Genomic DNA, 14096 nt, shown 5'->3' on the forward strand with positions numbered 1-14096 from the left:
CGCACGGCGACTCAACCGCGCAGCGCCTTCGCCCACGCCACCAGCGGCACCAGAACTCGTCCCACCACGGGAATCAGCAGGAACCCCGCCGCCAGACCAAAGATGCCCGTTCCGAGCGCGCCTGCCAGCCAGCCGACAAACCCCGCAGCCAGCGGAGCCGCCGACCGCGAGAACGCCGCAAAATCATGGATGCTGTGGGCCAGCCAGTTGAGTCCGTAGGTTTCCAGGCCGTGCACCAGGATGCCGCCACCGACCCAGAGCATGGCCGCGGTGCCCACCGCGGCCAGCGTTGCAAGAAAGCCGGGCATGAATTCCACAAGTCCGCGGCCGAGCAACCGCACAATGGTTACCGAGTTCGCTGCGAGCACCAGTCCGGCGTCGTCCGCTTTGACAATGAGTGCCACCGCGCCATAGACGCCGGCGGTGATTGCCACCGCCACGACTGCCAGAGCCAGGGCCGTGGTAAGCAGACCTGCATCCGGTAACGTCGCCAGAGCGATAGCCATTATCTCGGCGGAGAGAATGAAATCCGTGCGGATGGCACCCGCCACCTTCCGTGCTTCCAGGGCGACCGGATCCTCTGCAACCAGGCCGACCCCGGCTTCGTGTTCCTGCGCAGCGTGGGGAAACAGCAGCCCGTAAATTTTCTCCGCACCTTCGTAGCACAGATAAAGCCCCCCGAGCATGAGCAGCGGCGTGATTGCCCAGGCGGCAAAGGCAGACAGTCCGATGGCGAGTGGCAGCAGGATGAGCAACTTGTTACGCAGAGAGCCTCTGGCAATCTTGGCGACAATGGGCAGTTCCCGGTCGGCGGCGAAACCCACCACGTAGCGCGGTGTCACGGCGGTATCGTCGATTACCACTCCAGCGGATTTGGCACTCGCCTTCGCTGCATGGGCGGCGACATCATCCACGGACGCAGCCGCGACCTTGGCAATGCCGGCAATGTCATCGAGCAGGGCGATCAGGCCGGTGGCCACAGGCACACCTCGGCAAGCGCAATCACTTTATTTTTATAAATCATATGGTTATATGGTCTTCCGCAAGTCAATTCGGACAGCATCAGGCGAACGCGTAATACGCCGTTTACGGCACCCGCCCGGAGGATTGCGCCAATCCTACCCGAGATTTACCCTTGCACCCCCAACGGGAGGGAGATAAGCACTTGGCTGAACAACAAAGACGCTTCGCAAGAGAGCGCCAGCCCCTGCTGCCATTGAGCGCGCTGCATCGGGAAATCAACAGAAGGGACGAACGCAGGGAGACGGCGGATCCACAACAGATGGATCTGCTGGCACCGCCCCAGTTCGACCTGTTTACGGATGCCCAGTCACACCCACCGACCAAGTGACCGTTGCCGTCGAGCAGTCCTCTCCGTCTACTGGACGTCCGAGAGGCGGTGTCGCTCGCCCGCTGTTACCAGGCATAGGCCTCCGGCGCTTCACCGCAGGGCGGGAAGATCCCGTCCAGTCGCTGCAGGTCGCCGATGCTGAGCTGAACCTCGGGGACGTGCAACACGGAAGTCAGCTGAGACAGACTGCCCGGCCCGATGATGGTGGCGCACACGCCTGGTTGCTGCAGCAGCCAGGCGAGCGCAACCACACCGGGCGACTTTCCCAGTCCGTCACACAGTTGCTGGAACTGCGCCAGCTGATCCGTCCGCTCCGCCCGCGCCGCACGGATACCGTCTGACTGGCGGCGACCCCGGGTACTCTCTTCCTGACCTGCCAGCAGCCCGCCCGCAAGCGGGCTCCAGGGAATCAGACCCAGCCCGTAGGCGCGACAGGCCGGCAGCACTTCGAGTTCGGCACGTCGTTCGATCAGATTGTAGAGGCTCTGCTCCGAGATCAGGCCGAGCTGGTGCCGGACAGACGCCTTCTCATTCGCCCGGGCGATTGCCCAGCCGGGAAAGTTGCTCGACCCCACATAGGTGATCTTGCCCTGGCGGATCAGCTGCTCCATCGCCTGCCAGATCTCTTCGATCGGCGCGGACCGATCGATGTGGTGCATCTGATACAGATCGATGTGTTCGACACCCAGGCGTTTCAGGCTGGCTTCACAGGCCATCTGAATATGCCGGGCAGAGAGGCCGCGATCATTGACGTCTGCGGACATGGGCTCATGCACTTTGCTCGCAAGGATCAGGCGATCACGACGGGTCTTATCCTCGGCCAGCCATTTGCCCAGAATCCGTTCGGTTGTGCCGACACCCAGGTTCCCGCCGTACTGGTTGGCGGTGTCGACGAAATTGATGCCTGCCGCAACCGCTTCATTGAGAATTGCGAAAGATCCCTGTTCCGAAGTGCGCGGCCCGAAATTCATCGTGCCGAGACACAGCTCGCTGACTCTCAGGGCAGAACGGCCAAGTTGACGATATTGCATTGCTGGATTCCGCCCGGTTGGGTTCTAAGGCGCGCGCAGCGTGGTGCCGGTCACGAGTTCTTCACTCGAATCCGCCACACAGAAACGCACCAGACGTTGCGCAGGTTCCGAGAGTTTCCTGAAATCCCGGTAGCTGATCCCGGGCACCATCGGCTCCCTGAACCAGGGAGCATAAAATTCGAGGTTCGGAATGGATCGGGTGGCATCGGACAGGTTGGGTGTACCGCCATGCCAGGCACGCACATCGCGGATCATGATGCTGCCGGCAGGTACCGGACACAGGGTACTCAAACGCATCCACTCCGGCTCGCTGTCGAGATCGGGAATCGGTGCACGGGAGTTCTGGGTTCCGGGAATCTGCCGGGTCGGACCGTTGAGCCGGGTCACATCCTGAGGCAGAAAATTCACACACACATAGGGGCAGGGAAGATCGCGGATACTCATGTGACCGCGCGGATCGTGAAAGGCGCTGAAGGGTGAGGACTGTGCGTCCACCCAGTCCCGGGTGTCCGCGTGCAGGCGCTGGTAGTCGACTGCACCCGGCAGACAGAAGTCCCCGCTGGCGGCTCTGAGGATGTAGTCGGGTGACGCAAAAATCGCCATGAGCAGTCGGGTTACCGGTTCGATGTCGAGAAGCATCTGCCAGGCCGGACGATGCAACTGGCTGCGGGTGAGACTCGAGCCGCCAAACGAGTAGCGATGTGATCCGCGATTGCCTTTGCGTTCTGCATCCAGGCCGATCACTTCCTTCACCACTTCGCTGCAGCCTGCCGCAAGGATCTCGATCTGTTCCGGGTTGAGCACATTGCCGACAACGGCAAAACCATCCCGATGAAATCCTGCTACCACTCGCTCGACCTGGTCGGGCTCGAGTATCTCCAGGCCTTTGATCCCATTGCTGGCGGCCAGGTGGCTACGCAGACTGCTGATCCGGGCGTCCTCTGCTGCATTATCTGTCCTGGTGAGAGGATCTCTCGTGCCTGTCATGCGCTTCATCCTGGACCGCGTCGCGAAGTGCACAGGCTACCATCCCCCTCGAAGCCTTTTAAGGAAATTCCCGGCACTTCGTTAAGATGCGAGGCAGTTGATAGCACGGTGCCGGGATAGAATCCGCGGGTTGCCGGAGACCCATCGCAAAGAGGTCAGATTCGAGTGCAGAAAACAGGTACGGACAGTGCCGCGCGCCCTGTGTCAGATGGCCGGCAATCAGGCCACCAGATTCGCCTACTGGCAGAAATTCTGCCGGGAGACGGCAGACCTCCCCATCGGCTTCATGATGTCCATGATGATGGAACGGCTGCCGAATGTACTCCGGGCTGTAAGGTTTCTGCTGTACACCGCAAAGCCTGGGAATTCTTCGAGACCTTCGACAAGCCCTTTCTGTGCGCTTGCGCAGACAATGATCCGGTTACGGCAGGCGCCGATATCCCGTTCAGAGAAAGGGTTCCGGGTGCCCGGGGGCTGCCCCATACCACCATCAAAGACGGCGGGCATTTCGTGCAGGAGAATTCGCCGGACCAGGTTGCAAAGCTCATAATCGACCTGATCAGAACCACCTCAATCAGCGAACTCAGCGCCTGACATGACTTCACACACAAAAAACCAACCGCAGGGCGTTTCCGGAAGATCCGGAAAACAGGGCTGCTGATATGAAAACCCTCATCCGGATAGTAGTGCGGTCAGCCCTCGTGCTCGCCTCCGGTGCGCTGGTGCTGTTCTGTTTCGTCTTCTTCTCGCCGCGCCCGCCCCTGACCATTGACCCGGCCACACTGGCCGGCGACGGCAGCCTTCTCAACTACTGTGAACTGCCGGTACTGGACGGCAGTGGCAAACTGGCCGTCGACATCCCCAAAGGCAACACGCCCGGCTGCAGCTACACGCACTTTCCGCTGCCCGTTCTCAGAAAATGCACCGAGCCTCTGGCCGAAGGTGCCGCCGACATACGCGGTCTGTGGATCGGTGTGACGGGCAACGTCGGACACGTCGAACGCGTGGAGCAGTGCGGTTCCCGAACCGTGATCACCGCCAGCGGCATCATTCACGACTCGGGTCCGAACAGCACCGGCGGGTTCAATTCCGATGACACCGAGGGGGCCGTGCTGTTCCGCATCGGCAGCAGGGACTATTGCCCCCGTACCTCCGCCGGCATGTTCTGGAACAGCGGTGTGCTCGACTTCCGCCTGCTGGGCTGGGGACCGGTGGTGGTGAAACGCTACCTGTCGGGCGAACAGCTGGTGTGGGAATACGCGGATGGCAGCGTCACCCGCATGGACCGGATCTGCCGGCTGCCGGATGCACACAAACATCCGAAGCCGAGAGGGCCGCGATTCGCGTTGTTCTCCGGCAGCTGCGCTGTCGCCGCCTCTACCCCCTCAAGGTAACCGGCAGCTCGCGAATACCATGAATGAAGTTTGAAGACAGGCCCAGCGGCTCACCGGTGACTTCGACCTTCGAAAAGCGCTTCATGATTTCCTCCCAGATCACCCGCAGCTGCATTTCCGCGAGGCGGTTGCCGACACAGCGGTGAATGCCGAAGCCGAAGGCCGTGTGCTGGCGCGGGTTGGCACGATCGATGCGGAATGAATCCGCATCCTCGATGGCGTCGGGATCACGGTTGCCGGAGATGTACCACATGCACACCCGGTCATCCTTGCGGATCTGCTTGCCGCCGAGTTCGCAATCCTGGGTCGCCGTGCGCGCCATGTGTGCCACCGGCGACTGCCAGCGGATGATCTCAGGCACCATTTTCGGGATGAGGCCCGGGTTCTGCAGCAGTTTCTGATACTGGTCGGGGTTTTCATTCAGCGCCAGCACCCCGCCGGAGATCGAGTTACGGGTGGTGTCGTTGCCGCCGACGATGAGCAGCATCACATTGCCCAGCAGCTCCTGGGGGCTCATGTTGTTGGTCGACTCATCGTGGGCCAGCATGGAAATGAGATCGAACTTGGGCGGCTGTTTTTTACGCTCCTCGTAGTAACCCTGAAAATAGGCCAGACACTCAAACAGCTTCTTGAATCCCTCATCGGGGGTGGCGAACTGCTCGGGATCGTTGAGATTCTGAATCGTGTCCGACCAGTCGATCAGCCGCAGCCGATCCTCCTGGGGCACATCAAACAGGGTGGCCAGCATCTGGCCCGTGAGTTCCACCGACACATGCCGCACCCAGTTGAACTCTTCGTTGCGCGGCAGATCATCCAGAATCGCACCGGCGCGGCTGCGGATCAGCGGCTCCAGATCGGCCATGTTACGCGGTGTGAACAGCGGTGCCACCACCTTCCGCTGAAGGTCGTGTTTCGGCGGATCTTCCTGGATGAACATCGGCAGCGCGTACTGATCGTCCTGCTGCGGGAGTCCGCCGAGCGCAATGCCACCCTTGGTTCGATGGGAGGAAAACAGTTCGTGGTGGGAGTCGACATAGCGGATGTCCTCATAGCGGGTCACCGACCAGTAGGGACCGAACATGCTTTCTTCGTGAAAGTGCACCGGATCTTCATCCCGCAGCCGCCTGAAGTGCGGCCAGTGGGTGCCGTTCAGGAACAGGCTCGGATGGGAGGGGTCAACCTGCTCGAGGGGAATGGCATAGGGATCGTAGTTGGGGTCGATCTCGAAGACGTCGCGCATCTCCTTGTTGGACACCGTCATGTCGCCGCCGCGAATTCGCGCCATGAGCGCCTCGCGCTGTGCGTCGCTGCTGTTGATGTAGACCTGGCTCATTGCTGGTTTCCTTCCTTTGGATTCATTGCGGGTCTGCAGTCTTCCGGCAAACCCCACCTGCTCGAATGCGTCCTAATCTAAGGCCGCTGACCGCACCAGATCAACATCCCGCAACCAGAGCGCCTTCAGAGAGGCGGCAGCAGGTAGGCGTCCAGCACCCCGAAAGGGCCTAGTTTCGCATCCACAGCCGCGCGCTCGGACGCCGACAGGGACTCGATCTCGTTGCGGACGTGGCACCTGGAGATTTCACTGTACTTCAGCGAGCGCATTTTCACCGGACCCTCGCCAAGATCGACCTCACACCACTTTTCACCGGCACCAAGCGCATCCCGGGATACCCGCAGGAAGCGGTGGTAGCTGTCGCGCATGTGCGCAAAGAAGGGTGCGAGCGTGTCTGGAAGTTCATCATTCGCCAGGTACTGTCCGCTGTCTGATCGCGCATCGAAAATCCGGTTCATGTACCCGATCATGGCCGGTGCGCTGGCATCGATCCAGCTGCGCGGCTCGGGGTCCGCTTCGATGTGTGCCTTGAACAGACCGGCAAAGGTGAAATCCCCGAGGCTCGCGCGGTCACCGAGCAGGAACGGGAACTGGCCGTAGTGGATCTCGGCATGGCGCATCAGCCGCTCGAAATCCTGCCGTACCGCCCGGGCCTGATCCGGTCCGCAGCCTCTGTTCGCACAGGCTCTGAGACCGAAGTTGTCGCGCACAGCTTCGATCATGGTGGCGGCCGCAATCTGTTCTTCGCTGGAGAGTCCTTCACTTGAGAACTTACCCACCCGGTTGGCATAGAAGCCCGCCGCGATGGCTGTCACGTTGTGCGGGTAGCACCAGCGGCTGCTCACGGCATAGCGCCCGAACCATTCGTCCGCCCAGTCTTCCAGCAGATGGGCGGCAATACGCTGCACGGGTGAACCCGGCACTATGGCCCGCTTTGGATACTTAGCGTTCAGCATCAGACCGATGGGTGTGGTGTCATGGATGAACCAGCCTTCCGGCGTCTGCAGGCCGGGGATGAAGTGTGTGCCCAGGCGGGCTTCCACCGCCGGACCCGACTCCATCGATTTGAGCCTGAACTCGTAGTCCACGCCGAGATAGTTGAGCATGGCCTGCAGCTTGCGGGTGAAGAGGCTGTGCTCCCCGCCCCAGAGGGTATATCGTCCTTCGAACATCGTTTTTCCTCCTTCGTGAGGACACAGACTACAGCAATCGAAAGTATCAACGGCAAGTGAGAGATCCAGCCATGATCAGAAAAACGGCGCCCGCCATGCTCCGGGTTGAAGGCGTTGCACGTCGCGCCGCTCTCCTGTGCACGGCTTTCCTGTTGACCGCCTGCATGACCAGCCTGGCTGACCCGCCCGCGCCCGGCGCGGGTGGCGACACACACCCGACATTCAGCAGACAGACCATGGAGCACGAAGGCCGCACGCGTCACTACCTGGTGCACGACTTCTCCGGCGACAACCCCGCCCCCGTTGTCTTCATCCTGCACGGAGGCGGAGGTCATGCGGAGAACGCGGTCGACATGAGTCAGTTCGACGTGATTGCTGCGCGCGAGAAACTGATCGCCGTCTACCCGGCCGGCACCGGCGGTACACCCGGCGGCCGCCTGCTCACCTGGAACGCCGGCCACTGCTGCGCCTATGCGCGGGAAAACCAGGTGGACGACGTGGGCTTCATCGCCCGGATCATCGACGATCTCGTCTCCTCCGGAAACGCGGATGCCGGACGCATCTACGTCACCGGCATGTCGAACGGCGGCATGATGGCCCACCGGCTCGGGCTCGAGCTTTCCGATCGCATCGCCGCCATCGCCCCGGTGGTCGGCGCCCTGTTCGGCGATGAAGTGCCGCCTGCCACCTACCAGCCCGTCGCCAGTCTGATGATCATCGGGGCGACCGATGCCATCGTGCCGGGCGCAGGCGGCCCCCTGGCTGGCCGGGGCGACAGTCGCAGACGCATTGCGCGCAGGCCCGAAGATCGCGACACGATTTCCGCGCGCGCCGCCGCGGACTTCTGGGCCGGGGCGAATGGCTGCGGCGTTGCGGTTCAGCAGACCACTGCGGCGGCGGACATGCTGAGTTATCCGGACTGCCAGGATGATGCCGAGGTAGTCCTGGTTACGGTCGCCGACAATGGCCACGCCTGGCCCGGCGGCCGCCCCGGGCGGGCCGAAGCAGACCCACCGACGATGGCCTGGAATGCCAGTGAGGAAATGTGGCGTTTTTTTGCGCGGCACGGGCGACGTTGAGTATCTCTGGCCGAAGAAGCGCACCATAAGCCTTTCGGGGCTTGTACTGGCAACTCGCCTGGGTGGTGCCCGTGCGGGGAGGTACGATGAAGGGAACCAAAGTGATCAGCCGAATGAAATTGCTGAAGGCGTTGTCGATTGGCGCCACTTTTCTCGCGCCGGCTGCACAGTCGCAGGCTGCAGAGATACCAGATGTCATCCGCCTCAAGAACGGCCCGATTATTGCCCGGTACATGGACGGGCGCATGGGTGGCAATGTCCAGGGACCCTCGCTGATACGGGTACCCGATTGGGTCGAAAATCCCCTGGGAAAGTACTACCTCTACTTCGCCGATCACCGCGGTACCTACATCCGCCTTGCCTACGCCGATCATCTGCTGGGTCCCTGGCAGACCCACGAAGCCGGATCGCTGCAACTGGAGGATTCGTTCTTTCCTACGCAAGTCGAAGCGGGAGCGCCGCCTGGTGCGTACGCACACATTGCATCACCAGATGTCCACGTCCGCCAAGACCTGGGCGAGATCATCATGTACGTCCACGGCCGCGATGCGATCGGGCCGCAATTGACCAGACTGGCGACGTCAAAGGACGGTATCGCGTTCGCCGGGCGACCAGAAATTCTGGGCCGGCCGTATTTCCGAGTAGTCACCCATGGGGGTTACTACTATGCGCTGGCGATGCCGGGATACCTGTACCGTTCGAAGAACGGCATTGACCATTTCGAGGCCGGCCCGAGATTCTTCAATGACGACATGCGTCACTCAGCTCTGCTGATTCGCGACAATACGCTGTTCGTATTCTGGACACAGGCGGGAGACGCACCCGAACAAATCTATCTGTCCAGCATTTCCCTGGAGCACGACTGGTCGACCTGGCGCGAATCTCCGGCAACCGAACTCATGTGTCCGGTACACGAATGGGAGGGAGCGGATCTGCCGATTGCGCCATCGGAGCGCGGTTGCATCGACGTGCGCGCCAATCAGTTGCGCGACCCCGCCATTTTCGAGGAGGACGGGCACGTCTATCTTCTCTACTCAGTGGCGGGTGAAAGCGGTATCGCCATTGCCGAGCTCAAGTTCTAGCTTCCGGTCAATCGATCTACCGCACCTGCAGTCCTTCCTGCTTCAGTCGCCAGAGCAATACATCAAGACGATCCTGACCGAAAAACGGCTCACCCCTGAATGTGCAGGTCGGTACACCCCAATGGCCCGCACGGTCATGGTCGACCTGGTTTTTTTCGATGACAGAATCCAGCCGGTCTGATTCCGCGACGATCCGCCGATCCATCTCTGCAAGATCGAGTTCAGCTCTTTGTGCCGCCTTTGCCAGATGATCGCCCTGATCCCACCCTTCGGTGCCACCCCAGATGATCGACGACACTTCATCCGCAAATTCGATGCCCTGCCCCAGTTCCTCAGCCAGCGCACCCAGTCGGGTCAGGCGATGGATGTAGGGTTGCTCGGACCCAGTCTGTCGCCGACCGTCTTGATCGATCTGTTGTATGACCGGGTCAGGCTTTGGAAAAGCGAAGGGCAGTTCCAGATACTCCGCCACACGACGGACATCAATCCCGAAATAGGAGAACCATTGCGGTTGCACCTGATCGAAAAACTCCGGCATCCGTATCGCAATGGGATACTCGACCCGGAAAATGACCTTCAAGCGGTACTGATCCTGCCAGTCGCGTAATCCCCGGGTCGCGAGGTAGGACCACGGACTGCGAAAAGACCAGAACACGTCAATTTCCATGGGCTCACTCATTTTCATCCTCTCCTTCCAGTCCAACAGTACCTAACGCACGAAACACAGCCTCTTTTTCTCAAGTACTGGCGCCATCATTAGAAGTAGAGAACTGCGCAACGACGAATTCGCGCTTCCTGTCTATCCACAGATAGTGCTTGAAGGCTCCGGACGCCATGAATTATTCATCGTAGCTAAGGGGCTACCAGAACTGAAAGCTGTAGCCTTCGCGGATGTTGCCTTCACGATCCACACCAGGCTCCTGGAATGGGGCCCGGACGTATGGGTGAGCAGCTGATGAATCGTGATGGGGCGTGCCGGTTCGGTGACCATCTCGCGATCTTTCTCTCCGACGTAAACCCGCATGTCGGCGAACTCGGGCAGGTACCTGGACACAGGCCCGTGCAGCAGGATATGCAGCTCGGCTACGGCGCGAATCAGGAAGTGGGTTTTCTCAAGGACTGGGATGGCACCACCAAGGTCTACTCCACCACCGGCCTCAGCGCCGGACCCGCGATCGGTGTGGATTTCGGTCTGTCACTGGGTCTGTGAAAAAAAACCGGTAGACCAGCTCAGCGGTTACGGCCACGGCGTGGCGGTCAGCGCCGGTAGCCCTGTCGCTGGAAGCCTGTATCGAATCCTGAGCGGCGTGTAGCGTCGCCGGGCTCCCCAGGCTGACGAAACCAGTCGTGGCCTTCCGCGGTGAAATCCATTTCTATGCCGATGTCGACGCTCCGCTCGCTGAGGTTACCGCCCTGGTAACGGTGGGCGCTCTCGAGCGAATCACCCCGGATGCCCGTCTGACGGGCGCCCTGCCAGTCGCTGTAGCCGGCGACCGGGCGCGGTTCCTGGGCCAGCGTGGTGCCCGTCATCAACGCCAGAATCAGTGCTGTCGTAAGTCGCATGATCATTCCTCAATCGGTTCATTGACCTGTGAGTAACGGGACCGACCGGAAAGGTTCAACGGCGCGGCCGTGCTGCGAGCAGCGGTTTCCGCCAGAAAAAAGCCCGGCTCGCACGACGGCGAGTCCGATCTTTGATCCGCTGTAACGGATCCTGATTTGGTCGGACCCCACCCAGGGCAGGACCCGTGACTGCAGCAATACAAGAACCGGGCCAGCTTCAGGGCCCGTAAACCGTGGTATCCGGCGCCTTTACTGCACTGTTACAGTGCGCGGCGATGCCGGCGTGTAATTTCCTGGAGCAACTTACCGTATCGGGTGCTCGAGGGCGCCGACCGGGGCTACGGAAGGGGCACCTCCTCACTGTCCTTGCTCCGCGCGCGCCTGAAGACCGGGATCGGCTGCGCTGAGCGCACCTGCTCCAGCCAGAACACGCCGTCGTAGGGCGCGCTGTTGCCACGCGTGCCGATGAAGTCCATGTCCCCATCCCGATCGAGGTCCCGGGCGATGAATTTATCGAACATGCCCCGTTTGCGCCGGGAGATGTCGTGGCGCGGCCAGTCTTTCTTCAGGTCCTGCGGCTGTTCGAACCAGCCGATGCGACCCAGGGCATCGTTGATCGTCACATCGCCATCCTGCTCTCTCGGGCCGCGACTGTAACTGCCGGCCAGCACGTCGACGCGCCCGTCACCGTTGATATCGGCGATGCCGAATCCCGTCATGCTGTCCGGGGTGAAGCTGCCGATCCGGTGCGCGGTCCATTCCTCATCCCAGCGGCTCGGCTGTTCCAGCCAGAACAGATCCAGACCACTCGCGGAGAGTACATCCAGACGACCGTCGCCGTTGATGTCGGCGAAATCGAGATTGAAACCACCCGGTCGAGCGCCCGTCACCTCCATCCGGTGTTGGCGTAACAGGATCTCACCCGGCTGCGCGGAATCCGCGGAGACGTTCTCGAACAGGATCAGTCGCTGTTCGCCCCGTGAGCCGACGAGGATGTCCAGGTCGCCATCGCCATCCAGATCCACCGGTTGCGCATTCTGGGGCACGCTGTAGTTGCCGATGATCTGTTCGGTCCAGCTCTGCGCCTGCAGCGGCGGTCCGCTGTGCCGGAACAGGGAGACCGGTGTGAGACGCTCAAAGTCCGCCCTGGTGGGATTCTGGGCGCCTTTGTTCGGCGCAAGCACCTCGACCAGGCCGTCTCCGTTCAGGTCCGCCAGGAACACCCGGATGTAACTGCCGCGATCGCGCGTCATCGGCAATACCAGCCGCGGCCAGCTTGCGGTTCGCACCCCGGTGCCCGGATTCTGCAGATACAGCAGATGGGACAACTCGGATGCCACCACCACATCGAGATGCCCGTCGCCGTTGACGTCCGCCAGCGCGGCGTCTTCGGGGGCGGCGGCGGCGCGCCCTTCCGCCAGAGTGATGTTGGTCCATTGAAGCGGATCGGCAGAGCCGAAGGCGATGCGCACATCACCGTCCGGGTTGCCATCGTAGCTGCTGTCCGACTCGTGCACGGAGACGATGTCTTCCCAGCCATCGCCATCCACATCGCCCAGCACGAAGCCATCGCTGCCACTGAGCTCGATCCCGCTGATTGCCGAATCATCGATGAGGTGCTCGCGCCAGCTGATGTACTGACCATCCACCGCTTGCGCCAGGCCAGGGGCATCGGCCACCGCCGCGGCCGACACACCGACAGACGCCTGGACGAGCGACAGAGCGAAAAGGAGTGTGGTCGCCACTCGCGCTCTGTCGATCCGCCACACTCGATCTGCCCTCATTGCCCCGGATTCCAGTCATTCAACACGCCGACGAGCGGGCCCATGTCGCTCTCCACCAGGACCGTGGCACCGGGCCTGCGTTTCCCTTCGATGGGTACACTGACTTCACGAACCACACGGGCGCTTCCACTGAGTCGGCTCCCATCTTCCAGCGTAGCCGTAAACGCACGCTCGGTAGCGCCATAAGGCGCGATATCCATTGCGATGATGCTGCGAACGGTACCTTCGTTGTAAACGTAGCCCCAGGCGCCTTCTGCAAAGCGTGTCGCCATGATCCCGCTCCCCGCACCCTGCACGAAGAGATAGGTGAACGCCGGCGCAAACTGGGGACGAACGCCGGTCTGCTCGTGCCATTTGCCCGGGATGTCGATCCTGTGGGAGGTGCCGTCCACCAGGATACGGCCCTGCACGCGCCCCATGACTTCGATCCTGCCCGGCCGGACGTTGATGGGTGCGTGGTCGGCGGTGAAACTCATCTCGATCTCGACCGGAACCTCACCGTCACCGGGTTCCGGGTGCGCGGTCGCGTGCAATCGCCCCCGGGCCTGCAGCAGCCCGCGCATCCCGGACGTGTCGCGAGCCTTCCCAGTGAGCGTCGCGGCGGAAGTGCCGGTCACAGCAAAAGTCGCGTCCGGACCGGAGACCTCTGTCACCTCCGGCGGCGTCAGCGCCAGCACCTCGTCCACCAGAGCCAACTGGCGCCCGTCGAGGTAGACGTACATCCACAGCGTGCCACGGCCACTGGCGGGGAAGCGCGCGATCCGCACATCGAAGGTGGTACTGGCATCGACCGAATGACCGGTCATGGCCACGGATTCCGCGTAGTCGGGATCGGCGCCGAGGGCATCCTGCTGCATCGCCATGCCTCCGGCGAGAAGTAAGACACTGCAGGCTATGGGAGAGCTTCGGGAGCGCCTTTTTCTCAGCGAGGAAAAAACTGCCACGCCGTGTCGCCGTCCTGTACCGCCGCTGCTGGAAAACACCTACTGAGAGATCTTCAGATTGCGGAAGTGGGCAATGGTACTGCCTTCGATCCAGAAGGCGACGGCACCCGCGGCATCCATACCCATTTTCAGATCGTTGACGATCAGCGTCGGCTGATCATTGCCATGCACGAACAATATGGCCTTGTCGCCCTGCACTTCGATCCGGATCGGGGTCCATTGTCCCGGCACCAGATCCACATAGGCTTCGTAGCGGCTGGGCGTCTCCCGGCGCAACCGCTCCCAGGTGTATTCCGGATGTGAAACATACTGCACCGAGTGATTGCGGCGCTCCTGATCTTCGGCGCGGGCTCTCCGGTGAGCTCCACTTCGATCG

16 protein-coding genes are annotated in these 14096 nt (G+C 61.6%); 5 read left to right on the plus strand and 11 right to left on the minus strand.

All coding sequences use genetic code 11. The annotated features are described in order from the left end of the window. Nucleotides 1–11: 11 nt before the first annotated feature. A complete protein-coding gene (locus tag R3E82_08385) occupies nt 12–980 on the minus strand; it encodes a DUF808 domain-containing protein (GenBank protein ID MEZ5550891.1) in 969 nt (322 codons plus the stop codon). 185 nt (nt 981–1165) lie between these two features. Between R3E82_08385 and R3E82_08390 the strand changes: the two genes are divergently transcribed. Beyond that, nucleotides 1166–1351, plus strand: a complete 186-nt coding sequence (locus R3E82_08390) for a hypothetical protein (protein MEZ5550892.1) — start codon at nt 1166–1168, stop codon at nt 1349–1351. A 65-nt stretch (nt 1352–1416) separates the two neighbouring features. Here the strand turns inward: R3E82_08390 and R3E82_08395 are convergent, their stop codons facing one another. From R3E82_08395 to R3E82_08405, 3 genes are all read right to left on the minus strand, one after another. Further along, a complete protein-coding gene (locus R3E82_08395; protein MEZ5550893.1) occupies nt 1417–2382 on the minus strand; it encodes an aldo/keto reductase in 966 nt (321 codons plus the stop codon). A 24-nt stretch (nt 2383–2406) separates the two neighbouring features. After that, nucleotides 2407–3369 (minus strand): phytanoyl-CoA dioxygenase family protein, encoded by a 963-nt coding sequence (locus R3E82_08400; protein MEZ5550894.1) that lies wholly within the window; start codon nt 3367–3369, stop codon nt 2407–2409. 237 nt (nt 3370–3606) lie between these two features. Next, nucleotides 3607–3852 carry a hypothetical protein gene (locus R3E82_08405; GenBank protein MEZ5550895.1) on the minus strand — a complete coding sequence of 82 codons (246 nt, stop codon included), beginning with the start codon at nt 3850–3852 and terminating at the stop codon, nt 3607–3609. 179 nt (nt 3853–4031) lie between these two features. Between R3E82_08405 and R3E82_08410 the strand changes: the two genes are divergently transcribed. Beyond that, the gene (locus R3E82_08410) at nt 4032–4763 is read left to right on the plus strand and encodes a hypothetical protein (GenBank protein ID MEZ5550896.1); all 732 of its coding nucleotides are present in this window, start codon (nt 4032–4034) and stop codon (nt 4761–4763) included. On the opposite strand, the gene R3E82_08415 is transcribed toward R3E82_08410, so the two are convergent. Further along, nucleotides 4747–6096, minus strand: a complete 1350-nt coding sequence (locus tag R3E82_08415; protein MEZ5550897.1) for a cytochrome P450 — start codon at nt 6094–6096, stop codon at nt 4747–4749. The two genes, R3E82_08410 and R3E82_08415, sit on opposite strands and share 17 nt — an antisense overlap. 125 nt (nt 6097–6221) lie before the next feature. After that, nucleotides 6222–7268 (minus strand): glutathione S-transferase family protein, encoded by a 1047-nt coding sequence (locus R3E82_08420; protein MEZ5550898.1) that lies wholly within the window; start codon nt 7266–7268, stop codon nt 6222–6224. 71 nt (nt 7269–7339) lie between these two features. Between R3E82_08420 and R3E82_08425 the strand changes: the two genes are divergently transcribed. Both R3E82_08425 and R3E82_08430 read left to right on the plus strand, forming a co-directional pair. After that, nucleotides 7340–8347 carry a PHB depolymerase family esterase gene (locus R3E82_08425; GenBank protein MEZ5550899.1) on the plus strand — a complete coding sequence of 336 codons (1008 nt, stop codon included), beginning with the start codon at nt 7340–7342 and terminating at the stop codon, nt 8345–8347. Nucleotides 8348–8433: 86 nt separating this feature from the next. Further along, entirely contained in the window at nt 8434–9429 is a 996-nt protein-coding gene (locus R3E82_08430; protein MEZ5550900.1) for a hypothetical protein, read from the plus strand. A 16-nt stretch (nt 9430–9445) separates the two neighbouring features. On the opposite strand, the gene R3E82_08435 is transcribed toward R3E82_08430, so the two are convergent. Continuing rightward, complete coding sequence (locus R3E82_08435; protein ID MEZ5550901.1) at nt 9446–10108, minus strand: DsbA family protein; 663 nt, start codon at nt 10106–10108, stop codon at nt 9446–9448. A gap of 246 nt (nt 10109–10354) precedes the next feature. On the opposite strand from R3E82_08435, the gene R3E82_08440 reads away from it, so the two are divergent. After that, a complete protein-coding gene (locus R3E82_08440; protein ID MEZ5550902.1) occupies nt 10355–10639 on the plus strand; it encodes a hypothetical protein in 285 nt (94 codons plus the stop codon). Nucleotides 10640–10686: 47 nt separating this feature from the next. On the opposite strand, the gene R3E82_08445 is transcribed toward R3E82_08440, so the two are convergent. From R3E82_08445 to R3E82_08460, 4 genes are all read right to left on the minus strand, one after another. Continuing rightward, nucleotides 10687–10992 (minus strand): hypothetical protein, encoded by a 306-nt coding sequence (locus tag R3E82_08445; GenBank protein MEZ5550903.1) that lies wholly within the window; start codon nt 10990–10992, stop codon nt 10687–10689. A gap of 338 nt (nt 10993–11330) precedes the next feature. Continuing rightward, nucleotides 11331–12737 carry a VCBS repeat-containing protein gene (locus tag R3E82_08450; GenBank protein MEZ5550904.1) on the minus strand — a complete coding sequence of 469 codons (1407 nt, stop codon included), beginning with the start codon at nt 12735–12737 and terminating at the stop codon, nt 11331–11333. Between the two features lie 35 nt (nt 12738–12772). Further along, entirely contained in the window at nt 12773–13633 is an 861-nt protein-coding gene (locus tag R3E82_08455) for a hypothetical protein (GenBank protein ID MEZ5550905.1), read from the minus strand. 126 nt (nt 13634–13759) lie between these two features. Then, on the minus strand, nt 13760–14035 hold the full coding sequence (locus R3E82_08460; GenBank protein ID MEZ5550906.1) for a hypothetical protein: 276 nt from the start codon (nt 14033–14035) through the stop codon (nt 13760–13762). Nucleotides 14036–14096: the final 61 nt, after the last annotated feature.

The organism is Pseudomonadales bacterium (assembly GCA_041395945.1).
In the GTDB taxonomy this organism is placed as follows: Bacteria; Pseudomonadota; Gammaproteobacteria; order Pseudomonadales; family Azotimanducaceae; genus SZUA-309.